At 64.7% G+C, this 26,283-nt stretch carries 21 protein-coding genes; 14 read left to right on the top strand and 7 right to left on the bottom strand.

Annotated features, from left to right (window positions below):
• Positions 1 to 9: 9 nt before the first annotated feature.
• Both IVB45_RS11150 and IVB45_RS11155 read right to left on the bottom strand, forming a co-directional pair.
• A complete protein-coding gene (locus IVB45_RS11150; protein WP_247359971.1) occupies positions 10 to 1,260 on the bottom strand; it encodes a Zn-dependent hydrolase in 1,251 nt (416 codons plus the stop codon).
• 32 nt (positions 1,261 to 1,292) lie between these two features.
• A complete protein-coding gene (locus IVB45_RS11155) occupies positions 1,293 to 2,210 on the bottom strand; it encodes a LysR family transcriptional regulator (RefSeq protein WP_027568938.1) in 918 nt (305 codons plus the stop codon).
• A 121-nt stretch (positions 2,211 to 2,331) separates the two neighbouring features.
• Here IVB45_RS11155 and IVB45_RS11160 point away from each other — a divergent pair, with 121 nt between their 5' ends.
• The 6 genes from IVB45_RS11160 to IVB45_RS11185 all read left to right on the top strand — a co-directional run bounded on the left by IVB45_RS11160 (position 2,332) and on the right by IVB45_RS11185 (position 7,911).
• On the top strand, positions 2,332 to 3,147 hold the full coding sequence (locus tag IVB45_RS11160; RefSeq protein ID WP_247359970.1) for a putative hydro-lyase: 816 nt from the start codon (positions 2,332 to 2,334) through the stop codon (positions 3,145 to 3,147).
• A gap of 89 nt (positions 3,148 to 3,236) precedes the next feature.
• Positions 3,237 to 4,481 (top strand): ABC transporter substrate-binding protein, encoded by a 1,245-nt coding sequence (locus IVB45_RS11165; protein WP_027568940.1) that lies wholly within the window; start codon positions 3,237 to 3,239, stop codon positions 4,479 to 4,481.
• 152 nt (positions 4,482 to 4,633) lie between these two features.
• A complete protein-coding gene (locus IVB45_RS11170; RefSeq protein WP_026233279.1) occupies positions 4,634 to 5,512 on the top strand; it encodes a branched-chain amino acid ABC transporter permease in 879 nt (292 codons plus the stop codon).
• Positions 5,512 to 6,495 (top strand): branched-chain amino acid ABC transporter permease, encoded by a 984-nt coding sequence (locus IVB45_RS11175; RefSeq protein ID WP_007593738.1) that lies wholly within the window; start codon positions 5,512 to 5,514, stop codon positions 6,493 to 6,495. The genes IVB45_RS11170 and IVB45_RS11175 overlap by 1 nt, the downstream gene beginning before the upstream one ends.
• Entirely contained in the window at positions 6,492 to 7,223 is a 732-nt protein-coding gene (locus IVB45_RS11180) for an ABC transporter ATP-binding protein (protein WP_007593737.1), read from the top strand. The genes IVB45_RS11175 and IVB45_RS11180 overlap by 4 nt, the downstream gene beginning before the upstream one ends.
• Positions 7,207 to 7,911 carry an ABC transporter ATP-binding protein gene (locus IVB45_RS11185; protein ID WP_247359969.1) on the top strand — a complete coding sequence of 235 codons (705 nt, stop codon included), beginning with the start codon at positions 7,207 to 7,209 and terminating at the stop codon, positions 7,909 to 7,911. Before IVB45_RS11180 ends, IVB45_RS11185 begins: the two co-directional genes overlap by 17 nt.
• Before the next feature lie 184 nt (positions 7,912 to 8,095).
• On the opposite strand, the gene IVB45_RS11190 is transcribed toward IVB45_RS11185, so the two are convergent.
• On the bottom strand, positions 8,096 to 8,770 hold the full coding sequence (locus IVB45_RS11190; RefSeq protein WP_247359968.1) for an aldolase: 675 nt from the start codon (positions 8,768 to 8,770) through the stop codon (positions 8,096 to 8,098).
• Between the two features lie 103 nt (positions 8,771 to 8,873).
• Between IVB45_RS11190 and ltnD the strand changes: the two genes are divergently transcribed.
• The 7 genes from ltnD (at position 8,874) to IVB45_RS11225 (ending at position 20,212) form a co-directional block, all read left to right on the top strand.
• Positions 8,874 to 9,791, top strand: a complete 918-nt coding sequence (ltnD, locus tag IVB45_RS11195) for an L-threonate dehydrogenase (protein WP_247359967.1) — start codon at positions 8,874 to 8,876, stop codon at positions 9,789 to 9,791.
• 16 nt (positions 9,792 to 9,807) lie between these two features.
• Positions 9,808 to 10,590 carry a 2-oxo-tetronate isomerase gene (gene otnI / locus IVB45_RS11200; protein WP_027516788.1) on the top strand — a complete coding sequence of 261 codons (783 nt, stop codon included), beginning with the start codon at positions 9,808 to 9,810 and terminating at the stop codon, positions 10,588 to 10,590.
• Positions 10,587 to 11,879 carry a 3-oxo-tetronate kinase gene (otnK, locus tag IVB45_RS11205; protein ID WP_247359966.1) on the top strand — a complete coding sequence of 431 codons (1,293 nt, stop codon included), beginning with the start codon at positions 10,587 to 10,589 and terminating at the stop codon, positions 11,877 to 11,879. The genes otnI and otnK overlap by 4 nt, the downstream gene beginning before the upstream one ends.
• Before the next feature lie 169 nt (positions 11,880 to 12,048).
• Complete coding sequence (locus IVB45_RS11210) at positions 12,049 to 13,740, top strand: methyl-accepting chemotaxis protein (protein WP_247359965.1); 1,692 nt, start codon at positions 12,049 to 12,051, stop codon at positions 13,738 to 13,740.
• 254 nt (positions 13,741 to 13,994) lie between these two features.
• Complete coding sequence (locus IVB45_RS11215; RefSeq protein ID WP_247359964.1) at positions 13,995 to 15,689, top strand: methyl-accepting chemotaxis protein; 1,695 nt, start codon at positions 13,995 to 13,997, stop codon at positions 15,687 to 15,689.
• A gap of 154 nt (positions 15,690 to 15,843) precedes the next feature.
• Positions 15,844 to 19,023 carry an efflux RND transporter permease subunit gene (locus tag IVB45_RS11220; RefSeq protein WP_247359963.1) on the top strand — a complete coding sequence of 1,060 codons (3,180 nt, stop codon included), beginning with the start codon at positions 15,844 to 15,846 and terminating at the stop codon, positions 19,021 to 19,023.
• The gene (locus IVB45_RS11225) at positions 19,010 to 20,212 is read left to right on the top strand and encodes an efflux RND transporter periplasmic adaptor subunit (protein WP_247359962.1); all 1,203 of its coding nucleotides are present in this window, start codon (positions 19,010 to 19,012) and stop codon (positions 20,210 to 20,212) included. Before IVB45_RS11220 ends, IVB45_RS11225 begins: the two co-directional genes overlap by 14 nt.
• Positions 20,213 to 20,319: 107 nt before the next feature.
• On the opposite strand, the gene IVB45_RS11230 is transcribed toward IVB45_RS11225, so the two are convergent.
• Together IVB45_RS11230 and IVB45_RS11235 are read right to left on the bottom strand one after the other, a co-directional pair.
• Entirely contained in the window at positions 20,320 to 21,837 is a 1,518-nt protein-coding gene (locus IVB45_RS11230; protein WP_247359961.1) for an acetyl-CoA acetyltransferase, read from the bottom strand.
• Positions 21,838 to 21,956: 119 nt separating this feature from the next.
• Positions 21,957 to 23,090 (bottom strand): nitronate monooxygenase, encoded by a 1,134-nt coding sequence (locus IVB45_RS11235; protein ID WP_247359960.1) that lies wholly within the window; start codon positions 23,088 to 23,090, stop codon positions 21,957 to 21,959.
• 303 nt (positions 23,091 to 23,393) lie between these two features.
• Between IVB45_RS11235 and yghU the strand changes: the two genes are divergently transcribed.
• Positions 23,394 to 24,275 carry a glutathione-dependent disulfide-bond oxidoreductase gene (gene yghU, locus IVB45_RS11240; RefSeq protein ID WP_247359959.1) on the top strand — a complete coding sequence of 294 codons (882 nt, stop codon included), beginning with the start codon at positions 23,394 to 23,396 and terminating at the stop codon, positions 24,273 to 24,275.
• Positions 24,276 to 24,326: 51 nt separating this feature from the next.
• Here yghU and IVB45_RS11245 read toward each other — a convergent pair whose 3' ends face one another.
• Together IVB45_RS11245 and IVB45_RS11250 are read right to left on the bottom strand one after the other, a co-directional pair.
• Positions 24,327 to 25,604 carry an acyl-CoA dehydrogenase family protein gene (locus IVB45_RS11245; RefSeq protein ID WP_027568951.1) on the bottom strand — a complete coding sequence of 426 codons (1,278 nt, stop codon included), beginning with the start codon at positions 25,602 to 25,604 and terminating at the stop codon, positions 24,327 to 24,329.
• A gap of 273 nt (positions 25,605 to 25,877) precedes the next feature.
• Positions 25,878 to 26,258 carry a VOC family protein gene (locus IVB45_RS11250; RefSeq protein WP_027568952.1) on the bottom strand — a complete coding sequence of 127 codons (381 nt, stop codon included), beginning with the start codon at positions 26,256 to 26,258 and terminating at the stop codon, positions 25,878 to 25,880.
• Between the last annotated feature and the right edge of the window lie 25 nt (positions 26,259 to 26,283).

Here is a 26,283-nt window from a genome sequence, read left to right on the forward strand (position 1 = left end):
TCTCTCCGGTCAGGATGCGACGCCGGCGATCGCCAGCACCGTGTGCATGAGGACATTGGTGCCCGCGGCGCAATCGGGCTGCGTGGCGTCTTCCAGCTCATTGTGGCTGATGCCGTCCTTGCAGGGCACGAACACCATTGCGGCCGGCATGATTGTGTTGAGATTGCAGGCGTCGTGGCCGGCGCCGGAGGTGATGCGGCGAGAGGAGTAGCTGAGCGTCTTCGCCGCGTTCTCGACGGCCGCAATCAACTTGGGATCGAAATGCGTCGGCGGCTTGCGCCAGACCAGGTCGATCTTCACCTCGACCTTGCGGCGTGCGGCGATCTCGGCAATCGCGCTGCGCAGATCGCGATCGAGCGCATCCATGATCGCGCCATCTGCACTGCGGCAATCCATCGTGAAGGCGATCTCGCCGGGAATGACGTTGCGCGACGGGTTTGCGATCACGGCCTCGCCGATGGTGCCGACTGCCTTCGGCCCGTGCTTGCTCGCAATGGCCTCCATCGCCAGCACGATCTCGGACAGCGTCGCCAGCGCGTCGCGCCGCAGCGGCATCGGCGTCGACCCGGCATGGCTCTCGAAGCCGGAAATCTTGCCGTCGTACCAAAGTACGCCCTGGCCGGAATCGACGACACCGATGGTCTTGCCCTCGGCTTCCAGGATCGGGCCCTGCTCGATGTGCAACTCGACGAAACAGCCGAGCTTCTGGAAACCGACCGGCTTGTCGCCGCGATAACCGATGCTGTCGAGCGCCTGGCCGACGGTGGTGCCGTCGGCGTCCTTGCGCGACAGGATGTCGTCGGTGGTGAAGTCGCCGACATAGGCGGCGGAGGCCATCATCGCGGGAGCGAAGCGCGAACCCTCTTCGTTGGTCCAGTTGACGACGCAGATCGGCGCCTCGGTCTCAATGCCGGCGTCGTTCAACGTGCGGATCACTTCCAGTGCTCCGAGCGTTCCCAGAATGCCGTCATACTTGCCGCCGGTGGGTTGCGTGTCGAGATGCGAGCCGATGCCGACAGGCGGCTTCGACATGTCGCGTCCCTTGCGCAGGCCGAACTGCGAACCGAGCGCATCGGTGTGCACCTCTAAGCCGGCGTCCTCGCAGGCCTTGCGGAACCAGTCGCGCACCAGCTTGTCCTCCGCGCTCAGCGTCAGCCGCCGCACGCCGCCCTTGGCCGTCGCGCCGAACTGCGCGGTCTCGTGGATGGAGCCCCAGAGGCGGGCGGAATCGATTTGCAAATTGGTGGCGGCTCGGCTCATGCGGTCAGTCTCTCAATTGTCCGGCGCCTGTTTCAATGACGCGCCGGCGCGGGCGCGTCAACTGTAAGGCTGCCCTGCGCAATCTGACATGCAAGCTCTGCGACCCGCTCCACCGCCACGACGTCGGGTGAGGCGAGCCAGCTGGCGGTGAATGTCAGCGGCGCGATTTTGAGATCGGTGTCGAGCAGTTGCAGCCGCCCGTCTGCGAGCTCGCTCTCGACGATGGCGTCGGGGATCACGGCGATGCCGAGGCCCTCGACCGCCATGTGAATCACGGTCGCAAGCGAGGCGGAGGCGTGCAGCCGGATCGGCGGAAGCTCCGGCCGGTCGAACACTTCGCGCACGACCTCGTAGGGCCGCGTCTTCCGCGGAAATGTAATGATCGGAAACCGGGCGAGCTCGGCCCGCGTGACCGGCCCATGGCCGAGGCCGAGCGAGGGGCTGGCGAGAAATCCGATCGGATAGTCCGCGAGAACGCGATTGTGCACCCCGGAGGCCGAGAGCGGACCCACGACGAAAGCAAGTTCGATCTCCTGCGCAAGCAGGCGCGCGGTCAGGTTCGGCGTGATGTCGACCTCGATCTCCAGCGACAGGTTCGGGTAGACTTCGTTCATGCTCTTCACCAGCCGCGGCAGCCAGGTGTGCACGATGGTTTCGGCGACGCCGAGCCGCATCACGCCGCGCATCGCCGAGCGGTCGCCGATCTCGGCGATCATCGCGGCCCGTAGGCCGATCAGCTTCTCCGCGTAGACCATCATCTGCCGGCCGCTCGGCGTCGGCGAGGCCACGCGATGGTCGCGATTCAGGAGCTTGACCCCCATCTCGCGCTCGAGCTGGGCGATGCGCTGGGAGATCGCCGGCTGGGTCGTGTTGAGGCGTGCTGCGGCGCCGCGAAAGCTGCCGAGCTTCACAACCCAAAGGAACGTCTCGATCGATCTGAAGTCCAGCATTGGAAGGATTTTCCCGTCCGATAAATGAAATTTATCGATATTGATTAGAAAGGAAGATTAGACTTTATAGCACGCGTGGTGTTGGCTTGTCTTTGTCGAGTTTATAGGCAGGGTCGATCCCATGACTGTTTTGGTGGCAGTGCAGCAAACTGAAACGCCCGACACGCTCCCGAGCCGCAAGGCGCGGCTTGCCTACCGCGAGGGGCTGGTCGCCTCCACCGCCGGCGTTGCCCCCGGCTTCGTCCAGGGCAATCTGGCGATCCTGCCGGCGGAATATGCCGGCGCCTTTCACCGCTTCTGCCAGCTCAATCCCAAGCCGTGCCCCATCATCGGCATGTCCGATGTGGGCAGTCCGCACATCCCGGCGCTGGGCGCCGATCTCGACATCCGCACCGACGTGCCGCGCTACCGCGTCTGGCGCGACGGCGAGGTCGTGGACGAGCCGACCGATGTGACAAAGCATTGGCGCGACGATCTCGTGACCTTCGTGCTCGGCTGCTCGTTCTCGTTCGAAGAGGCGCTGCTCGACGAGGGCATGCCGATCCGCCACATCGAGCACAATGTGCGCGTGCCGATGTATCGCACCAACATCGCTTGCGGCGAGTCCGGTCCCTTCGCCGGTCCCATGGTGGTGTCGATGCGTCCGTTCAAGCCGGCGGATGCGATCCGCGCGGTGCAGATCACCTCGCGCTATCCGGCCGTGCACGGCGCGCCCGTGCATCTCGGCCATCCGCACCTGATCGGTATCAAGGACATCGCCAAGCCCGATTACGGCGATCCGGTACCGGTCGCCGACGACGAGATCCCGGTGTTCTGGGCCTGCGGCGTGACACCGCAATCGGTCATCAACGCTGCCAAGCTGCCGTTCGCGATCACGCATTCGCCCGGCCTGATGCTGGTGACGGATCTCAAGAACAGGACCATGGCCGTGATTTAGTGGGCAGCGTTTGCTGCTTCTTCGAGCTTTACCGAATCCATCAATCGCTTCATTCGATCAGCCGAAATTCAGTAACAGGGGACTTTGCCATGACGATCACTCGCCGCGACGTATTGTTGGGAGCCACCGCTACGGCCGCGCTGGTGCCGCTGGCCGCCCGCGCACAGACTTCGGAAGTCGTGATCGGCGTGATCTATCCGTTCTCCGGCGGCAGCGCGCAGCAGGGCGTCGATGCGCAGAAGGCCTATGAGACCGCGCTCGAGGTCATCAACAAGGACACCGATTTCGACCTGCCGCTGGCGAAGGGCGAAGGCTTGCCGGGTCTCGGCGGGGCAAAAGTGCGCCTCGTCTTCGCCGACCACCAGGCCGATCCGCAGAAGGGCCGCGCCGAGGCCGAGCGCCTGATCACGCAGGAGAAGGTCTCCGCCATCATCGGCACCTATCAGAGCGCGGTCGCCGTCACCGTCAGCCAGATCTGCGAGCGCTATCAGATCCCGTTCGTCTCCGCCGACAACTCCTCGCCGAGCCTGCACCGTCGCGGCCTGAAATATTACTTCCGCGCCGCGCCGCATGACGAGATGTACTCGGCCGCCATGTTCGACTTCTTCGATGCGTTGAAGAAGAAGGGCACCAAGATCGAGACGCTGTCGCTGTTCCACGAGGACACCATCTTCGGCACCGATTCCGGTAATGCCCAGGCCAAGATCGCCGGCGAGCGCGGTTACAAGATCGTTTCCGACATCAAATATCGCGCCAACTCGCCCTCGCTCTCGGCCGAGGTGCAGCAGCTCAAGAGCGCGAACGCCGACGTGCTGATGCCCTCGAGCTACACCACCGATGGCATCCTGCTGGTGAAGACCATGGGCGAGCTCGGTTACAAGCCGAACGCGATCGTGGCGCAGGACGCGGGCTTCTCCGAGAAGGCGCTCTATGACGCCGTCGGCGACAAGCTCGAAGGCGTGATCTCGCGCGGCACCTTCTCGCTCGATCTCGCGCAGAAGCGCCCGATGGTCGGCAAGATCAACGATATGTTCAAGACACGGTCGGGCAAGGATTTCAACGATCTCACCTCGCGTCAGTTCATGGGCCTGATCATCCTCGCCGACGCCATCAGCCGCGCCAAGTCGACCGACGGCGAGAAGATCCGCGACGCGCTGGCCGCCACCGACATCCCGGGCGAGCAGACCATCATGCCCTGGAAGCGCGTCAAGTTCGACGAGATGGGCCAGAACAACGACGCCGACCCGGTGCTGCTGCAATATGTCGGCGGCAAGTTCGTCACCATCTTCCCACCGCAGGCCGCGATCGCCGAGGCGATCTGGCCGATGAAGTAAGACACGGCGAGCGGGAGCACAGATCGTAGCTCCCGCCCTCACCCTGAGGAGCGGGCGCAGCCCGCGTCTCGAAGGACGAGGGCTGGGCCATCCTTCGAGACGCGCGCGGTGCGCGCTCCTCAGGATGAGGACGGATTTCGGGGGACAGACTTTTGACAGCCCAAACCATTATCCAAAGTCTCGCGAGCGGCCTTCTCATGGGTCTGCTCTACGGACTGATCGCCGTCGGCCTCGCGCTGATCTTCGGCCTGATGGACGTCGTGAACTTCGCCCATGGCGAGTTCCTGATGATCGCCATGTATGTGAGCTTCTTCCTGTTCACGTTCTTCGCCATCGACCCCTTGCTGTCGGCGCCGCTGGTAGCCGCCGCGCTGTTCGTATTCGGAGCGGTGGTCTATTTGTTGATCGTGCGCTTCGCCATGCGAGCCAAGGCCAATGCCGGCATGGTGCAGATCTTCTCCACCTTTGGCCTCGCCATCGTGATGCGCGGCCTCGCGCAATTCTTCTTCACGCCTGACTATCGCAGCGTTCCGCAGTCCTGGCTCGGCGGCAAGACGATCTCGATCGCCGGCGTCTTCCTGCCGGAGCCGCAGCTCATGGGTGCGCTGGTTTCGATCCTGGCCTTTGCCGGCCTCTACTTCTTCATCCATCGCACCGATTTCGGTCGCGCGCTGGAGGCCACCCGTGAAGATCCCGGCGCGGTGGCCCTCGTCGGCATCGACAAGAACCGCGTGTTCGCACTCGGCTGGGGGCTTGGTGCCGCGCTGGTAGGCCTCGCCGGAGCGATCATGGCAAGCTTCTTCTATATCTATCCCGACGTCGGCGCGTCCTTTGCGCTGATCGCCTATGTCACGGTCGCGCTCGGCGGCTTCGGCAGCGTGTTCGGCGCTTTCGCCGGCGGGATCATCGTCGGCCTGGTCGAGGCCACCACCGCGCTGGTACTGCCGCCGTCGCTGAAATCGGTCGGCATTTACGCCGTCTACCTGCTGGTCGTCTTCATCCGGCCGCGCGGCCTGTTCGGATCGATGTGATGGACAAGGATTTTGCCGCGCGGCGCCGCCGCGACCTCATCATCGCCGCGGTGTTGACCGCCCTGGCGGCACTCGCGCCGCTGTTCATCAAGGACGTCTACGTCCAGAACATCCTGATCCTGACCTTGATGTATGCGGCGCTGTCGCAGAGCTGGAATATTCTCTCCGGCTATTGCGGGCAGATCTCGCTGGGACACGCGCTCTATTTCGGCATCGGCGCCTACACCACCGAGCTGCTGTTCACCAAATTCGGCGTGCTGCCATGGTTCGGCATGCTCGCCGGCGGCGCAGTCGCGGCCGCGATCGCGATGGGGCTCGGCTATCCCTTCTTCCGCCTGCGCGGCCATTACTTCGTGATCGCGACCATCGTTATCGCCGAGATCGGGCTGCTGCTGTTCCAGAACTGGGAATGGGCGGGGGCCGCGATGGGAATCACCATTCCGGTGCGCGGCGACAGCTGGCTGAAGTTCCAGTTCATGCGCAGCAAGCTGCCGTATTTCTATTTCGCACTGGTGCTATGCAGCCTCGCCTGGTTCGTCACCTGGTGGTTGGAGGACTCCAAATGGGGCTTCTGGTGGCGCGCGGTAAAGGACAATCCGGAAGCGGCCGAGAGCCTCGGCGTCGTCGTGTTCAACTCCAAGATGGGCGCGGCTGCCGTCTCTGCTTTCCTCGTTGCCATCGGCGGCGCCTTCTATGCGCAGTTTCTCGCCTATATCGATCCTGAAAGCGTCATGGGCTTCCAGTTCTCGCTGCTGATGGCGTTGCCGGCCGTGCTTGGCGGCATCGGCACCCTCTGGGGGCCCGTGTTAGGAGCGGCCATCCTGATCCCGATGACGGAGCTGACGCGCTCCTATATCGGCGGCTCCGGCCGCGGCGTCGATCTCATCGTCTACGGCACGCTGATCGTGCTGATTTCGCTCGCCCTGCCCCAGGGTCTGGTGAGCCTGTTCTCTCGTGCGAAGCGGAAGGGAGCCACGCGATGACCCCGCTGCTTGAAACCCGCGGCGTCTGGCAGCGCTTCGGCGGCCTCGTCGCCAACAGCGACGTCTCGATCTCGGTCGGCCGCGGCGAGATCGTCGGCCTGATCGGCCCGAATGGAGCCGGCAAGTCGACGCTGTTCAATCTCATCGCCGGCGTGCTGCCGCCGACGCAAGGCTCGATCTGGTTCGACGGCGAGGATGTCACCAGCATGCCGGCCGCCGAGCGCTGCCAGCGCGGCGTCGGTCGCACCTTCCAGGTCGTCAAGAGCTTCGAGACCATGACCGTTATCGACAACGTCATCGTCGGCGCTCTCGTGCGCAACACCGTAATGCGCGAGGCACGCCGCAAGGCTCATGAGGTGCTCGAATTTACCGGCCTTGCCGCGCGCGCCAACGTGCTCGCGAGCGACCTCGTGCCGGCCGAAAAGCGCCGCCTTGAAGTCGCGCGCGCGCTTGCAACAGAACCGAAATTGCTGCTGCTCGACGAAGTCCTCACTGGTCTTACGCCGACCGAGGCGCAGACCGGCGTCGCCCTGGTGCGCAAGGTGCGTGACGCCGGCATCACCGTGCTGATGGTCGAGCACGTCATGGAGATCGTGATGCCGCTGGTCGATCGCGCCATCGTGCTCGACCTCGGCAAGGTGCTGGTCGAGGGCAAGCCCACTGAAATCGTTCGCGATCCCAAGGTGATCAGCGCATATCTGGGAGATCGTCATGCTGTCGGTGCGTGAAGTCACGACCGCCTATCAGGGCCTGGTCGCGATCTCCGGGGTCAGCATCGAAGTCGCCAAGGGCGAGATCGTCTGCGTCGCCGGCGCCAACGGCGCGGGCAAGTCGACGCTGCTGAAATCCATCGCCGGCGCCGAGCGCCCGCGATCGGGCACGGTGACGTTCGACGGCAAGCGCCTCGACGGCATGGCGCAGCACCACATCACGGCGACCGGCATCGCCTATGTGCCGGAGAACCGCCGCCTGTTTCCGCGCCTCTCCGTGCGCGACAATCTACGCCTCGGCAGCTATCTCTATCGCGGCGAGGCCGATCGCGAGAGCCCGCTCGATCTCGTGTTCCAGCTCTTTCCGCGCCTCTCCGAGCGCCTCGAGCAGCGGGCCGAGACGCTATCCGGCGGCGAGCAGCAGATGCTCGCGATCGGCCGCGCGCTGATGACGCGCCCGCGGCTGTTGATGCTGGACGAGCCCTCGCAGGGCCTCATGCCGAAGCTCGTCGACGAGATCTTCCAGGCTGTGAAGCGCATCCGCGACGCCGGCATGACCGTGCTGATCGTGGAGCAACGCATGGCGGAGTGTCTCGAGATCGCCGACCGCGCCTATATCCTGCAAACCGGCCGCGTGCTGATGCAGGGCGCGGCAAGCGAGATCAAGGGCAATCCCGACGTGCGCAAGGCGTATCTGGGGCTGTAGCCGCGAGGTGTTGGGCACGCTCACGCAACACACTCGGCGTCATCGCCCGCGAAGGCGGGCGATCCAGTATTCCAGAGGCCGTTGGAATTGAGCCGAGAAGCCGCGGCGTACTGGATTCCCCGCCTTCGCGGGGAATGACAGCGGTGAGCAGGACGGTGTTAGTTCACCCACGGCTGCACGAGGCTCATTCCTCGTTCCCGTGCTCCGGCAGCGTCAGCCCAAACACCTTCACCAGATCCTTCACCTGCTCCGGCGACAGATAGTGCGGGTTCATCCCGCGCAGCAGCAGATACAGCTTCGCCGTCTCCTCCAACTCCTCCGTCGCGAACACGGCTGCCTCCAGCGTGTCACCGGCGACGACGGGGCCGTGATTGGCGAGCAGCACGGATGAGTATTTTCCCGCCAGCCCCCTGATCGCATCCGCGACCGCGGGATCGCCGGGGCGGTAATAGGGCACGAGCGCGGTGGCGCCGCATTTCATCAGATAATAGGCCGTCATCGGCGGCAACGCGGCGCGCGGGTCGATCTCCGGCAGCATCGACAGCGCCACCGAATGGGTGGAATGCAGATGCACGATCGCCCTTGCGCTCCCGCGCGTGGTGTAGAGCGCATTGTGCAGCGGAACTTCCTTGGTTGGCGCATCGCCCGAAACCAGTCGGCCCTGATCGTCCAGCCGCGACAGTTTTGCGGGATCGAGGAAGCCGAGCGAGGCATTGGTCGGCGTCACCAGCCAGCCGCCGCCGTCCAGCCTGACGCTGATATTGCCGGAGGACCCGGGCGTCAGCCCACGCTCGAACAGGGAACGTCCGAAACGGCAAATGTCTTCGCGCAGCAATGTCTCGTTGCTCATGGCCGTCATGTCCGTTTGTCTCACGCTTTGGCAGCGCGGCCAAGCCGTGTTATTCGGTTGGCAAGCTGCCGCAAAAGGCGGCCCTCCGGGGAACGTCGCAAGGATCAGTTGTATGTCCGCCTCCACGTCACAGAATCAGCGCATCGCCGTCATCGGGCTTGGCTCGATGGGGTTTGGCATGGCGACCTCGCTGAAGCGCGCCGGTCATGTCGTCACCGGCTGCGACGTCTCGGCTGATGCGGTGGCTCGTTTCGTGACGGAGGGCGGCGCGGGCGCCAAGACGCCGGCTGAGGCTGCCAAGGGCGCCGACATCGTCGTCAGCGTCGTCGTCAATGCCGCGCAGACCGAGACGATCCTGTTCGGGAAGGATGGCGTCGCCGAAACCATGGCCAAGGACAGCGTCTTCCTGTCGTCGGCGACCATGGATCCCGACGTGGCGCGGCGTCTCGCCAAGCAGTTGGAGGCGACCGGCCGGCACTATCTGGATGCACCGATCTCCGGCGGGGCGCAGCGCGCAGCGCAGGGCGAGCTGACGATCCTCGCCTCCGGCAGTCCGGTTGCGTTCGAGAAAGCGCGGCCCGCGCTCGATGCCATGGCCGCAAAGCTCTACGAACTTGGCGATGCCGCAGGCCAGGGCGCCGCCTTCAAGATGATCAACCAGTTGCTCGCCGGCGTGCATATCGCCGCCGCCAGCGAGGCGATCGCGTTCGCGGCCAAGCAGGGGCTCGATATCCGCAAGGTCTATGAGGTGATCACGGCGTCCGCCGGAAACTCCTGGATGTTCGAGAACCGCATGCCGCACGTGCTCGACGGCGATTACACCCCGCGCAGTGCGGTCGAGATTTTCGTCAAGGACCTCGGCATCATCCAGGACATGGCGCGCAGTGCCAGATTCCCGGTTCCGGTCTCCGCCGCAGCACTTCAGATGTTCTTGATGACAGCCGCCGCCGGTATGGGCCGCGACGACGATGCGTCGGTGGCGCGGATGTATGCGCGGGTCACCGGCGTGAAACTGCCCGGCGACAAGTAAGGATAAGAGGATTCCGATGCCCCGTTTTGCCGCCAATCTCTCGATGATGTTCACCGAGGTGCCGTTCCTCGACCGCTTCGATGCCGCTGCGGCAGCCGGCTTCACCGCCGTCGAGTTTCTCTTTCCCTATGAGCATCCGGCCGAGGCGGTCGGCGAGCGGCTCAAGCGCAACGGCTTGACTCAGGCGCTGTTCAACCTGCCGCCGGGCGACTGGAATGCCGGCGAGAAGGGCTTTGCGGCACTCCCGTCGCGATTCCCCGAGCTCAAGGCGAGCCTGGAGACCGCGCTTCCCTACGCCAAGGCGACCGGCGTCAAGCGGCTGCATTTGATGGCGGGCATCGCCAACCGTGGCGAGCGCGTCGCGATCGAGGCGTTCTACAAATCGGTGGCGTGGGCCGCCGAGTTCTTTGCGCCGCACGGCATCGACATCGTGCTCGAGCCGATCAATGCACGGAACGTGCCCGGCTATTTCCTCAACGATTTCGGGTTCGCGCGCGACCTGATCCAGGAGCTAAGGCTTCCGAATCTGAAACTCCAGTTCGACATCTATCACTGCCAGATCATCCATGGCGACGTCACGATGCGGCTGCGTGAGATGATGCCGGTCATCGGCCACATCCAGATCGCCAGCATCCCCTCGCGCAACGAGCCTGATGGCGAGGAGCTGAACTATCCGTTCCTGTTCGACGAACTCGACCGGCTCGGTTATGCTGGCTTCGTCGGCTGCGAATATAATCCGCGCGGCAAGACCACCGACGGCCTTGCCTGGTTCAAGCCTTATGCGGGAGTGAAGCCGTGACAGTTGCAGCGAAAATATCCCTTGGCTGCATTGCCGACGACTACACCGGCGCCTCCGACCTCGCCAACACGCTGACGCGCGCCGGCCTGCGCACCGTGCAGACCATCGGCGTGCCGGCGGACGATCTCGCGCTGCCTGAGGTCGACGCCGTTGTGGTGTCCTTGAAGAGCCGTTCGATCGAGGCCGGCCTTGCCGTGTCGCGCTCGCGCGCGGCCGAGACATGGCTGCGCGGCCGCGGCGCAAGCCACGTGCTGTTCAAGATCTGCTCGACCTTCGATTCCACCGATGCCGGCAATATCGGCCCGGTGATGGACGCGCTGCGCGCCGATGGCGGCGAGGCGGCCGTGCTGGTGACGCCGGCCTTCCCGGAGACCGGCCGCACCGTCTACCAGGGCAATCTGTTCGTCGGCGCCGTGCCGCTGAACGAGAGCCCGCTGAAGGACCATCCGCTCAACCCGATGCACGATTCCAACCTGGTGCGCGTGCTGGCGCGCCAGAGCAAGACGCAAATCGGCCTCGTCGACCTCGCCACCGTCACGCGCGGCGCGGATGCCGTGCGGGCGCGGCTGTCCGAACTCGCCGGCAAGGGCATTGGCGCGGCGATCATCGACGCCGTGTTCGATCGCGACCTCGAAACCATCGGCCTCGTCGCTGCCCAGCATCGGTTGTCGGTCGGCGCCTCCGGCATGGGCCTTGGGCTGGCGCGGGCGCTGGTGTCTACAGGCAAGGTCACATCGACCGCGGCGAGCAGCGAGGCGGCGGGGGCAGCGGTCGGCGGACCGGCGGCGTGCCTGGCCGGAAGCTGCTCGCAGGCGACGCTTCAGCAGATCGCCAATGCCGAGCGTGTCATGCCCGTGCTGCATCTCGATCCGGACCGTATTACTACGGGCGAGGACGAGGCCCAGCGCGCACTGGCCTGGGCGAAGCCGCGACTGGCGGACGGTCCGGTCCTGATCGCATCGAGCTCGACGCCGGATCAGGTCGCCGCGCTCCAGGCGCGCCATGGCCGCGACGCGGCCGGTCACGCCATCGAACAGGCGATGGCCGACATTGCCGAGGGTCTGGTGCGGGCCGGCGTCAAGCGCCTGGTCGTTGCCGGCGGGGAAACATCCGGCGCCGTGGTCGACCGGCTGAAGATTCCCGGATTTCTCGTGGGAGCAGAGATCGCGGCGGGCGTTCCCGTGCTGCGCGCGGTCGGTGCTGAAAAAGGCGACATGTTGCTTGCTTTGAAGTCCGGAAACTTCGGCGGGCCGGAGTTTTTCTCCGACGCGCTTGGGCTCATGCGCTGAGCGCAGGGCATTTTTAGCGTCGTGTTCACTTGTTTCAGGCTTCCGTACTCGTACGGAGTCGTCGTTAACGTCCGCTCAGGTGCTCTGGTGTTGGATGTCGGTGCTGCTCCCTTAGGTTGATTCGTAAAGCTTCCGGACGCGCCGCCGCGCCAGCACAAAGAGACTCCATATGCTCGCCACTATTTCCATCCGCGCCAAGATCATCAGTGTCGTGGCGTTCCTGCTGGTCGCGATGGCCGGCATGGGCCTGCTCGCCGTCATGAAGATGCGGTCGATGAATGCCAACACCGTCGACATCACCACGAGCTGGATGCCCAGCGTGCGCGTGCTCGGCGATTTGCGTGCCGGCGTGATCACTTACCGCAACGTCATCCGGGAGCATATGCTGTCGGAAACGCTGGACGAGAAGCTCGCGATGGAAAAGACGCTCGCGACCGTGATCGAGGCCAACGCCAAGTTTCGCAAGACTTATGAAGGCATGATCACCTCGCCTGAAGAACGGGCACTCTACGGTGAATGGTCGAAGTTCTGGGAGGAGTACAAGAAGGGCACCCAGGAGGTTATGGCGCTGTCGCGCAAGGAGGCCGGCAAGGTCCCGCACGAGGCGCATGAGCTGAACACCAAGACGGTCAACAAGATCGGGCTTCAGGCCGACGAGGTCCTGAGGAAGGACATCGAGCTTAACACCAAGGGTGGAGACCAGGCAGCTCAGGACGCCGCAGATAGCTACAATTACGCCTTCATGCTGGTCTCGATCATTCTTGGCGCCGCCGTGATCATCGGGATCGCCGTCGGCTTCTACCTCGTCCGGGACGTCTCCAGCGGTATCAACTCGATCATCGAGCCGATGCAGGCACTCGGTAAGGGCGAGCTTTCCGCCGAAGTGCCGCACCGCGGTGAGAAGACCGAGATCGGTGCCATGGCCGAGGTGCTCCAGATCTTCAAGGAAGCGCTGATCGCCAAGAAGGCCGCCGACCAGGCTGCCGCCGCCGATGCCGAAGCCAAGATCGAGCGCGGCCGCCGCGTCGACAACATCACCCGCGAATTCGAAACGATGATCGGCGAGATCGTTCAGACCGTGTCGTCGGCCTCGACCCAGTTGGAGGCCTCCGCCTCGACGCTGACCTCCACCGCCGACCGCTCCCAGCGGCTGGCGACCACGGTTGCCGGAGCGTCGGAGGAGGCCTCGACCAACGTGCAGTCGGTGGCCTCGGCCACCGAGGAGATGGCCTCATCGGTCGGCGAGATCAGCCGCCAGGTGCAGGAATCTGCGCGGATGGCGGGCGACGCCGTCGGCCAGGCGCGCACCACCACCGAACGCGTCAGCGAGCTCTCCAAGGCAGCCTCGCGCATCGGCGACGTCGTCGAGCTCATCAACACCATCGCCGGCCAGACCAACCTTCTGGCGTTGAACGCGACCATCGAAGCCGCACGCGCCGGCGAAGCCGGCCGCGGCTTTGCGGTCGTCGCCTCCGAGGTGAAGGCGCTCGCCGAGCAGACCGCGAAGGCGACCGGTGAGATCGGCCAGCAGATTTCCGGCATCCAGGCGGCGACCAACGACTCGGTCGGCGCCATCAAGGAGATCTCGTCGACCATCGAGCGTCTGTCGGAGATCTCGTCGGCGATCGCGGCGGCCGTGGAAGAGCAGGGCGCGGCGACCCAGGAGATCGCCCGCAACGTCCAGCAGGCGGCGCAGGGCACCCAGCAGGTCTCCTCCAACATCACCGACGTGCAGCGCGGCGCGACCGAGACCGGCACGGCCTCCTCGCAGGTGCTGTCGGCGGCGCAGATGCTGTCGAACGACTCGAACCGGCTCAAGACCGAAGTCAGCAAGTTCCTGACCAACGTCCGCGCGGCGTAACGACCGAGGCGCGCGGCGTAAACCCCCGCGTCAACATCCATTGACGAAAGAGCGGCGCCGCAAGCGCCGCTCTTTTTTTTCGAGCGCCGGTAGCCCGATGTCGGTAGCAGGTACCATCATGGGGGTTCCGCGGAAGTGGGCGGGTGGTGTCCTTCATTGATAGTTAAATTCGGCTTACGAGAATGGTCTCAAGGACCGCCGGTTGCAGCCCTGATTGGAATAGCCGCTTATTTCATCCAACTTCTGGGGCTCACATGCGCAAGAATTTACCCGTCACCGATGTCGAATATCCCGTCAGCGACGAGACGCTGATCGTCTCCCGGACCGACCTCAAGGGCAAGCTCACTTACTTCAACGACGATTTTCTCGCAGCAGCCGGCTTCACGTCTGCGGAGCTGATCGGCCAGCCGCATAACATCGTCCGTCACCCGGACATGCCGCCGGAGGCGTTCGACAATCTCTGGGACACGCTGAAGGCCGGCAAGCCGTGGCTCGGCGCGGTGAAGAACCGCCGCAAGAACGGCGATTTCTACTGGGTGCTGGCGACGGCGTCGCCGATTCGCGAGAACGGCCAGGTCACGGGCTTTACGTCGATCCGCACCAAACTGCCAGCCGACCAGCGCAAGCTGGCCGAAGAGGTCTACGCGGCGATCCGCGAGAAGAAGCCGCATGGTTATCGCGTTGACGCCGGCATCATCCGCCGCCGCTCGCTGCTCGACCATTTTGCGGTCTTCACCAGGACGCTGAAGGCGCGCCTGGCCACCACGATGGCGCTCCAGTTGCTGTTCGTGCTCGCGCTTGGCATCGGCGGAGCGCTCTCGACCGGCGGTACGACCAGCCTGAGCCTGGCGCTGCTGGCCGTCGCCGGCGCTGCCGTCCTCGGCTTTGCCGGCCTTACGACCATGCGCGCCGTCCAGGGGCCAATGCAGCAGCTCAACGACACCTTGGTCAACCTCGTCCAGGACAAGCTGGACAACCGCATCCTGATCGAGCGTGACGACGAGATCGGCGAGTCGCTGCGCAATCTGCAGACGGTGCAGACGATCATCCGCTTCAGCCGCGACGAGGTGCAGGCGGTGCAGCGCCGCGCCGAGGGACAGCGCAAGGCCGACATGACAAAGCTTGCCGACGGCTTCGAGGCCGCGGTCGGCGAAATCGTCGAGACCGTATCGTCGGCTGCGACCGAGCTCGAGGCGTCGGCCTCGACGCTGACCTCGACCGCCGGTCGGGCGCAGGAATTGGCGACGGTGGTCGCGTCCGCCTCGGAAGAAGCCTCCACCAACGTCCATTCAGTGGCGTCCGCCGCCGAAGAGATGTCCTCCTCGGTGCGTGAGATCAGCCGGCAGGTGCAGGAATCCGCCCGGATCGCAGGGGAGGCCGTCAGCCAGGCGCAATCCACCACCGAACGCGTCAGCGAATTGTCGCGGGCGGCGTCCCGGATCGGCGACGTCGTCGAGCTCATCAACGCCATTGCAGGCCAGACAAATCTGCTGGCGCTGAATGCGACGATCGAGGCGGCTCGTGCCGGCGAGGCCGGCCGCGGCTTTGCAGTCGTTGCCTCGGAGGTGAAGGCGCTCGCCGAGCAGACGGCCAAGGCCACCGGCGAAATCGGCCAGCAGATCGGCGGCATCCAGACGGCGACGCAGGAATCGGTTGGTGCCATCGGCGAGATCAGCGGCACGATCGCCCGCCTGTCGGAAATCTCTTCGGCGATCGCGGCGGCGGTGGAGGAGCAGGGTACGGCCACCCAGGAGATCGCTCGCAACGTGCAGCAGGCTGCCCAAGGCACCCAGCAGGTGTCAGCCAATGTCGGCGAGGTGCAGCACGGTGCTTCCGAAACCGGGTCGGCGTCCTCGCAAGTGTTGTCGGCGGCGCAGATGCTGTCGCGCGATTCGAGCCGCCTCAAGCTCGAAGTCGGCAAGTTCCTGGACTCGGTCCGCGCCGCATGAGGCCGCCGCATGGCCGCAGTGCGCGTTCCGCAGTGCGGTAGCACGGAAGTGAATGCCGGAAATTGGCGTTTCCGGCGGTGCTCGGGTAAAGGGAGGGAGGGATCCCCGTGGGGGCGGATTCCGTATCCTCGCTTGACCTGGAATTTTCCGGCGAATGATTGCTCTGGTCCGTATTGCCCTGAGCCGGCCCTACACGTTTGTCGTGCTCGCGCTCCTGCTTCTGATCATCGGACCGCTGGCGGCGCTGCGGACGCCGACCGACATCTTTCCGGACATCCGCATCCCCGTGATCGGCGTGGTCTGGCAATACACCGGCCTGCCGCCCGACCAGATGTCGGGCCGCATCACCACGCCGTTCCAGCGCGCGCTGACGACGACGGTCAACGACATCGAGCACATCACCGCCAATTCCTATAACGGCTTTGGCATCATCAAGATCTTCTTCCAGCCGAACGTCGACATTCGCACCGCCAATGCGCAGGTCACCGCGATCTCGCAGACGCTGATCAAGCAGATGCCGCCGGGCGCGACGCCGCCTCTGATCCTGAACTACTCCGCCTCCACCGTGCCGATCGTCCAGGTGGCGCTGTCGGGCGACGGGCTGACCGAGCAGAACCTCGCCGATATCGGCATCAACCAGCTGCGAACGCCGCTGGTCACCGTGCCTGGCGCAGCTATCCCGTACCCGTTCGGCGGCAAGCAGCGCCAGGTCCAGATCGACCTCGACCCGACCGCGCTCCAGGCGAGGGGCCTGTCCGGCCAGGACGTCGCCAACGCGCTCGCGGCCCAGAACCTGATCACGCCGGTGGGCACCCAGAAGATCGGGCAGTTCGAATACAACATCCAGCTCAACAACTCGCCGCTGAAGATCGAGGAGCTCGGCAATCTGCCGATCAAGACGGTCAACGGCGCGATGGTCTATGTGCGCGACGTCGCGACCGTGCGCGACGGCAACCCGCCACAGACCAACATCGTCCATGTCGACGGCAACCGCTCGGTGTTGATGATGGTGCTGAAGGCGGGCGCGACCTCGACGCTCGACATCATCGCGGGCATTAAGCAGAAGGTGATCGACGTCAAGGACCAGCTGCCGGACGCGCTCAAGATCGGCTTCATCGGTGATCAGTCGGTGTTCGTCCGCGGCGCCATCGAAGGCGTCGCGTTCGAAGGCGTGATCGCGGCGCTGCTCACCAGCATCATGATCCTGCTGTTCCTCGGCAGCTGGCGCTCGACCGTCATCATCGCGGTCTCGATCCCGCTCTCCGTGCTCGGCGCCATCATCATGCTGTCGGCGATCGGCGAGACGCTGAACATCATGACGCTCGGCGGCCTGGCTCTCGCGGTCGGCATCCTCGTCGACGACGCCACCGTCACGATCGAGAACATCAATTATCATCTGGAGCAGGGCAAGCCGGTCGAGCAGTCGATCCTCGACGGCGCCAACCAGATCGTGACGCCGGCCTTCGTCTCGCTGCTCTGCATCTGCATCGTGTTCGTGCCGATGTTCTTCCTCACCGGCGTGGCGCGCTTCCTGTTCGTGCCGATGGCGGAAGCGGTGATGTTCGCGATGATCTGGTCGTTCCTGCTGTCGCGTACGTTGGTGCCGACCATGGCGAACTATCTGTTGCAGGCACATGTCCATCACGAGGACGGTCCGCCGAAGTCGCGCAATCCCCTGGTGTGGTTCCAGCGCGGTTTCGAGGCTCGCTTCGAGCGTATTCGCGGCGGCTACCACAGTTTCCTCGGGCTCGCGCTCGCGCACCGTCCGGTGTTCGTGATCGGCTTCCTCTGCGTGGTCGGCGCGTCCTTCGCGCTGGTGCCGTTCCTCGGGCGCAACTTCTTCCCCGCGGTCGATGCCGGCAACATCCTGATGCACGTCCGCACCCAGGTCGGCACCCGCGTCGAGGAGACCGCGAACCAGCTCGCCGACGTGCAGAAGGCGATCCGCAAGCTGATCCCGGGCGAGATCGAAACGCTGACCGACAACATCGGCATGCCGATCTCCGGCATCAACATGACCTACAACAACACCGGCGTGATCGGCCCGCAGGATGGCGACATCCAGATCAAGCTGAAGGAAGGCCACAAGCCGACCGAGGAGCATGTGCGCGTACTGCGTGAGCAACTGCCGCGGCTGTTCCCCGGCGTCAGCTTCGCCTTCCTGCCGGCCGACATCGTCAGCCAGATCCTGAACTTCGGCGCGCCGGCGCCGATCGACCTGCAGATCCGCGGCGCCAATCTCAGTGCCAACTTCGCGTATGCCAACAATCTGCTGGCCAAGGTCCGCAGGATTCCCGGCGTCGCCGATGCGCGCATCCAGCAGTCGCCGAACAATCCGACCTTCAACATCGATGTCGACCGCACCCGCGCGCAATATGTCGGCCTGACCGAGCGCGACGTCACCAACAGTCTCGTCGTCAACCTTGCCGGCTCATCGCAGGTGGCGCCGACCTACTATCTCAATCCGGATAATGGCGTGTCCTATTCGATCGTGATGCAGACGCCGCAATACCAGATGGATTCGCTCAGCGCGCTTCAGACGTTGCCGATCACGGCGGCCGGCAATTCGCAGTCGCCGATCCTCGGCGGCATCGCAGATATCAAGCGCTCGACCTCGAGCGCGGTGGTCTCGCAATACGACATCCAGTCGATGGTGCAGATTTTCGCCACGACCTCGGGCCGCGATCTCGGTGCGGTCGCGACCGACATCCGGCAGGTGATCGCCGACACCGCCAAGGAGGTGCCGAAAGGCTCTTCCGTGGTGCTGCTCGGCCAGGTGCAGACCATGAACAGCGCCTTCACCGGCTTGTTGTTCGGCCTGCTCGGGGCGGTCGTCCTGATCTATTTCCTGATCGTCGTGAACTTCCAGTCCTGGTCCGATCCCTTCGTGATCATCACGGCGCTGCCCGCAGCGCTCGCCGGCATCGTCTGGATGCTGTTCGCCACGGAGACGACGCTGTCGGTACCGGCGCTGACCGGCGCCATCATGTGCATGGGCGTTGCCACCGCCAACAGCGTGCTCGTGATCTCGTTCGCGCGCGAGCGCTACGAGGAGCTCGGCGATCCCATCGCCGCGGCGCTGGAAGCCGGCTTCGTCCGGTTCCGCCCGGTGCTGATGACCGCGCTCGCCATGATCATCGGCATGGCGCCCATGGCCCTGGGGCTCGGCGAGGGCGGCGAGCAGAATGCGCCGCTCGGCCGCGCCGTGATCGGCGGCCTGATCTTTGCAACCTTCGCCACGCTGATGTTTGTTCCCGTGGTGTTCAGCATGGTACACAAGAAGCAAGGCGCCAAATCCGCCGCCTCCCTGGAGACCCCGCATGTCGCCCACTGAACCCCGCTCGCCGGTGTCGCACCGGAAACTGGGCATTTTCGGCGTGGTGGCGCTGATCGCAGCGGGCCTGGTCGTGGGCACCGGCATCCGTGCCCGCGAGGAGCAGGGCTCCAGGCTGAAGGCATGGACCGATGACCAGGCCGTTCCCAGCGTCGCGGTGACGCTGCCCAACGCCAAGGCTCTCAATGCGACCATCGACTTGCCGGGCCGTCTCGAGGCCTATTATCGCGCGCCGATCTTTGCCCGCGTTCCCGGCTATCTCAAAAGCTGGAGCGCCGATATCGGTGCGCGGGTGAAGGCCGGTCAGGTGATCGCAGAGATCGAGGCGCCCGACCTCGACCAGCAACTGCTTCAGGCCCGCGCCGACCTCGCCAGCCAGCAGTCCAGCGCCAGGCTGTCGGAAGCCACCCTCAACCGCCGCAAGACGCTGGTCGCCTCCAATTTCGTCTCCGCGCAGGAGATCGACGAGCGTACCGCCGATCTCTCCAACAAGAACGCGGCGGTTCGCTCGGGCCAGGCCAATGTCGAGCGCCTCGAAGCGCTGGCCGGTTACAAGAAGATCACCGCTCCGTTTGACGGTGTTGTCACGGCGCGAGACACTGACGTCGGTGCGCTGATCAATTCAGGCGGCGGCTCGGGCCCAGCGATGTTCGTGGTCTCCGACATCACCAAGCTGCGCGTCTATATCAACGTGCCCCAGAACTACGTGCCCGCGATCAAGATCGGCGCCAAGGCCGCCATCGTGCTGCCGGAGTATCCGAACCGGACCTTCCAGGCGACGGTGGAGGCTTCCTCACAGGCGGTTGACGTCGCCTCCGGCACGACACGCATGCAACTCGGTCTCGACAATTCCTCAGGCGAGCTGATGCCCGGCGGCTACGCCAGCGTGAAGCTGAGCCTGCAGCGCGACACCGCGCCGCTCAGCATTCCCGCCAGCGCGCTGATCTTCAACGGCAGCGGCCTGCGCGTCGCAACCGTCGGTCCGGACGACAAGGTGCTGTTCAAGCCGGTGACCATCGCGCGCGATCTTGGCAAGGAAATCGAGCTCGCCTCGGGAATTGCAGCGGACGACCGCGTCATCACGGCACCACCGGACGGCCTTTCCGACGGCGACCAGGTCCGCGTGACCGGCGCCGGCGCCAAGGGCAAGCCGGCGACCGCGTCGGAAAAGCAGGCGCCGAAGGGGTAGCCTCGATTTCGTAGGGTGGGCAAAGCGAAGCGTGCCCACCATCTCCCTGCGGTCCTAAAAAGATTGGTGGGCACGGCGCAAGAGCGCCTTTGCCCACCCTACGAGAGCTACGCCACCCGCCACTCCGGCACGCCATCCGCAGCCATCGCGATCTCGCCCAGCGAACCCACCGGCGTCCTGTTCAAGTCGAGCAGATGCGCCAGTGTCGCGGTATCGCTCGCGGGAATTCGCGCCAGTGTGCGCCTGTCATCTTCGGTCCGCAGCATCACCACGCCATGCTCGACATCGCCGCTCCGGCCGTAGAGCACCGTAAAGCTCTCGACCTTGCCCTTGCCTGAGGCCGCCGTGACGAACTCCGGCACCGCGCGCTTGTTGCTGTCTGCCGCCGCTTGCACGCTCGTCTCCTGTGCCAATGCTTCACGCGGCGCCGCCTTCGATACCACCAGCGCATGATGCTTGGTGACGAAGCCGCCCTGGCCGTAGAGCAGGCCGAGCGTTGCGCCGTCGCGCACACGCCGCACCATCGCGCAGGCGGCATGGGTCATGTAGGTGTTGAGCGGCGCACCGAAGAAGGTGAGGCCGCCTGTTACGGTCGGCTTCACGTCCGCACCCAGGCCCAGCGTCCGCCGCGCCATCTTGGGCACGCACGGGAAGCAGCTATAGAGCTCTATCGCATCGAATTTCTTGCCGTCGCCGCCGGCGAGATCCATCGCAGCCTTCAAGACGGCGTTCTGCGGATGGCTCTCGTAAAACTGGTCGCGGAGGAGATAGTCGCGCGGTTCTTCCGCCGAGGCGCCGCCGAGTGGATAGACCAGCTTGTCCTCGGCGATGCCTGCCGCACGCGCCTTGGTGAGGCTGGTGAGCAGCAGCGCGCCGCCCATGTTGACGCTCGGGTTGGCAACCATCAGCTTGTTGTAGGGCCAGGCGATCAGGCGGTTGTCTGCCGTCGGCGTCGTGATTTCATCGGGCGTATAGCGCCGCTTCAGCCAGGCGTTGGGATTTTGCGCAGCGGCCTCGGAATAGCGTGACCAGAGTGTACCCGACTCTGCCATCGCCTCGCGCGGTGTCTGGCCCCAATGGGCGGACGATGCCGCTTCATAGAACGGATAGACCGTCACGGGTCGGAACACGCCGAGCTTCACGGCCAAGGGTTTCTGGAACGCCGCGCCGCGTTTCGGCTCCTCGACGTCATGGGCGAACGGCGTCCATGGCAGCTTCGCGCCGGCGCGCTCCGCCTTGGTCGCCGTCGACTGTGCCTCCGCGCCGCACACCGCGGCAACCCTGCATTCACCGCGCGCAATGCGCTTTGCTGCCTCGTGGATGTAGCGGATCGGGCTCTCGCCGCCGACGGGACCGTAATAGCAATGCGCAGGCGTGATGCCGAGCCGTTGCGCCAGCAGCTGCTCCGGATCGCGATAGCGCCAGCTCAGGAAGTTGACGACGTCGAGCGATTGCACCTCGCCGAGCAGCCTTGCGCCGGCATCAGCTTCCGCGCGCAGCAAGGCCTGTTCGAGCAGGTCGAGCGGCTCGAGGCCATCGGTGATCTCCTTGGGGCGGTCGATAATCTCGCCGACGCCGACGATGACGGGGATGCGGTCTTCGGGGGTATGTTTCTTATCTGTCATGCTTCAATTCACGATGTGTCAGTTGTTTCGTCATTGCGAGCGCAGCGAAGCAATCCAGGGTTTTTCCGCGATGGTAGTCTGGATTGCTTCGCTGCGCTCGCAATGACGGTATGTGGCAATCACTCCGCCACCAGCGCATTCATGTGCTCGACGGCTTCGGCAAACTCTTCCTTGAACTCCTGCACCACCGCGCCGGCCGATTTCACGCTGTCGATCAGCCCGACGCCCTGGCCGACGAAGTAACTCACGAGATCGCGGGCCTTCGCGTTGCCGCCCGCCGCCGCGCGGTCGATCGCGTTGAAGGCGTCGCGGCTGACGATGCTTTGCAGCGGCATCGGCAATGCGCCGGGGCTCTCAGGTGCGCGGTCCCAGGCGTCGGTCCAGACCGAACGAAGCTGCCGCGCCGGCTTTCCGGTGCGGCCCTTCGAGCGCACCGCATCGCGCGACGATGCCGCGATCATCTTCTCGCGAAAGGTCTCCGTGGTCTCGGCCTCGACGGTGGCAAGCCACACCGAGCCGGTCCAGGCGCCGGCCGCGCCCATCGCCATGCAGGCCGCCATCTGCCGTCCGGTCATGATGCCGCCGGCCGCCAGCACCGGCACGTCGCGGATATTCTTGATCGCCTTGATCACCTCCGGCACCAGCACCATGGTCGAGACCTCGCCGCAATGGCCGCCGGCCTCGGTGCCCTGGACCACGAGGATATCGACGCCGGCCGCGACCTGGCGCAGCGCGTGCTCCTTGGCGCCGACCAGCGCCGCGACCGGCACGCCGTGTTTCCTGCCCATCTCGATCATCGCCTTCGGCGGCACACCCAAGGCATTGGCGATCAGGCGGATCGGGTGCTTGAACGAGACCTCCAGCAGCTCCAACGCGGTCCTGCCATCGAACGGCTGCGGCTGATTGTCGGCGACCTCGGTGGTCGTGAGTTCGATGTCGTATGTCTTCAGGAGATCGCGCGTGTAGTCGCGATGCGCCTGCGGCACGCGTGCTTCAAGGCTCTTCCAGGTGACGTCCTTCTCGCCCGCAGTCGAGATGTTTTCGGGGATCAGCACATCGATGCCGTAGGGCTTGCCGTCGACGTGATCGTCGATCCATCTCAGCTCGCGCTCCAGCGTATCCGGCGTGTGCACGGTCGCACCTAACACGCCAAATCCGCCGGCGCGGCTGACGGCGGCGACGACATCGCGGCAATGGCTGAAGGCGAGCAGGGGGAAATCGATGCCCAGCATGTCGCAGATCGGCGATTTCATCGTTCCCTCCGGCGGCCTCGCGTTGCTGTCATTGCAATCTTGAGCGAAGGCTCATCGACGCTAGACCATCGTCTTGCGCAATGCCAATCCGGATTTGGCAGCGCATCTTGCGTGCACACGCCGTATTGCGCGAAGCCGTACGCCCGGCTCGACAGATGCGGATTCTCGTGATGCCCGTGCTCGGCAACGTCGGATGCATGACGCGGCCTCGAGGCCCGCGCCGGACGCAGGGCCGGCAGGGCTTGCCATCGGCCGTCCGTGGGCTAATTAATGCAGACGCATCTTTTTCGCCGGAGCCTTCTCATGACCGACGCCCCCGCCTACGTGCCGCCCAAGGTCTGGACCTGGAACAAGGAGAACGGCGGACAGTTCGCCAGTATCAACCGTCCCATCGCCGGTCCCACCCATGACAAGGAGCTGCCGGTCGGCAAGCATCCCTTCCAGCTCTATTCGCTGGCGACGCCGAACGGGGTGAAGGTCACGGTTATGCTGGAGGAGCTTCTGGCGCTCGGCCACAAGGGCGCGGAATACGACGCCTGGCTCATCAAGATCGGCAACGGCGACCAGTTCGGCAGCGGTTTTGTCGACATCAATCCGAATTCCAAGATCCCGGCGCTGCTGGACCGCTCCGGCCCGGAGTCGATCCGGGTGTTCGAGTCCGGCTCCATCCTCTTCTACCTCGCGGAAAAGTTCGGCGCGTTCCTGCCGAAGGACATCAAGAGCCGCACCGAGGCGATGTCGTGGCTGTTCTGGCAGATGGGCAGCGCGCCCTATCTCGGCGGTGGCTTCGGCCATTTCTACGCCTACGCGCCGACCAAGATCGAATATGCCATCGACCGTTTCGCAATGGAGACCAAGCGCCAGCTCGACGTGCTCGACCGCCGGCTCGCCGACAACGAATATCTCGCCGGCAGCGAATACACCATCGCCGACATGGCGGTATGGCCCTGGTACGGCGCGCTCGCCAAGGGGCTGGTCTATGGCGCCGGCGAATTCCTCTCGGTGCAGGACTACAAGCACGTGCAGCGCTGGACCGACCAGATCGCCAAGCGCCCGGCCGTCAAGCGCGGCCGCATGGTCAACCGCGTCTCCGGCGATCCCGCCAGCCAGCTCCACGAGCGGCATGATGCCGGCGATTTCGAGACCAAGACGCAGGACAAGATCGGCGAGGTCGCCGCGTCATAGGGCGGTTAGCGCCCTCTCCCCGTGAGAACGAGGAGAGGGAGAGGCCGGGCCTTACGCCATGCTCAGCTCGTGGCGTCCCACCACCATCCAGTGCACCTCGTCCGGACCGTCCGCGAAGCGCAGATGGCGGACATCCTGGTACATTTCGGCGAGCGGGGTCCAGTGCGAGATGCCGGTGGCGCCGTGCATCTGGATCGACTGGTCGATGATCTTGCAAGCTCGCTCCGGCACCATGGCCTTGACCATGGAGACCCAGACGCGAGCCTCCTTGTTGCCGAGCACGTCCATGGCCTTGGCGGCCTTCAGCACCATCAGCCGCATCGCCTCGATCTCGCAGCGCGCCTGCGCGATGATCTGCATATTGCCGCCGAGATGGGCGATCTTCTTGCCGAAGGCTTCGCGGGTGAGGCCACGCTGCACCATCAAATCGAGCGCCTTCTCCGCCTTGCCGATGGTGCGCATGCAGTGATGGATGCGGCCCGGGCCCAGCCGAAGCTGCGAGATCTCGAAGCCGCGGCCTTCGCCGAGCAGAATGTTCTCCTTGGGCACGCGCACATTGTTGAAGCGCATATGCATGTGGCCGCGCGGCGCGTGGTCCTGGCCGAACACGTACATGGGGCCGAGCACCTCGACGCCGGGCGTGTCGCGCGGCACCAGGATCTGCGACTGCTGCTTGCTCGGCGCCGCATCCGGATTGGTCTTCACCATCACGATGAGGATCTTGCAACGGGGATCGCCGACGCCGGAGATGTAATACTTCTCGCCGTTGATGACCCATTCGTCGCCGACGAGCTTTGCACTCGTCGAGATGTTCTTGGCATCGGAGGAGGCGACGTTCGGCTCGGTCATGACATAGGCCGAGCGGATCTCGCCGTTCATGAGCGGCTTCAGCCACTTCTCCTTCTGCTCCTTGGTGCCGACGCGCTCTAGCACCTCCATGTTGCCGGTATCAGGCGCCGAGCAGTTCATGCTCTCCGAGGCCAGCGGGCTCTTGCCGAGCTCGGAGGCGATATAGGCGTAGTCGAGATTCTTCAGGCCCTGGCCGGTCTCGTCGTCGGGCAGGAAGAAGTTCCAGAGGCCTTCCTGCTTGGCCTTGTTCTTGGCCTTCTCCAGCACCTCGAGCTGCTTCGGCGTGAAGCTCCAGCGGTCTTGCTTGCCTTCGCCGGCCTTGGCGAACTCGATCGACATCGGCTCGACGGTGTCGCGGATGAACTTCCTGACGTGATCATAGAGCGGCCGGACCTGGTCCGACATCCTGAGGTCGTTGAGCTCGTCGCCGGGATTGAGGGTGTAGTTGGTGGTGCGGGGAATATAGGTGTGTTTTGTCATTGTTCCTCCCGGGGGCGCTGAGATCGTGTTGGACGCGAGAATAGTCGCAGCGTCGCCAAAGTGCGAGCGCGCATTTTTTCAACGCGAGCCCTGCCATGCGATGGAATATCGCGGGCGTTTGAAATGTTGTTTGAATGGGGCTGCATTCTCGCTGTCATCGCCCGACTTGATCGTACGATCCAGTACTCCGTGACGTCGGTGATTCATGAAGAAGCCGCGGCGTACTGGATGCCCCGGTCAAGCCGGGGCATGACAGTGGTGCTTGCGGCTGGCTCAGTTCGCCATCCGATGCATCGCGCAGATTTTGTTGCCATCCAGGTCGCGCAAATACGCGATATAGAGATTGACGCCGGGGCCTTGGCGGATGCCGGGAGGATCTTCGCAGGGAATGCCGCCGGCAGCGATGCCGGCCGTATGCCATGCATTGACCTGCTCCGGCGAGTTGGCGGCAAAGCCGATGGTGCCGCCATTCGCAGGCGTCGCCGCTTCGCCGTTGATCGGCTTTGTGACCGAGAACACGCCGGTCTTGGTGATGTAAAAGATGCGATGGCCGTCGACGCGCGCCGGCCGCACCTCGAGCGTGGACAGCAAATTGTCGTAAAAGGCCTTGGCCTTGTCGAGGTCGTTGGTGCCGATCATGACGTGTGAAAACATGTGCCCGTTCCCCTCATTATGAAAA

The organism is Bradyrhizobium sp. 4 (assembly GCF_023100905.1).
Lineage (GTDB): Bacteria > Pseudomonadota > Alphaproteobacteria > Rhizobiales > Xanthobacteraceae > Bradyrhizobium.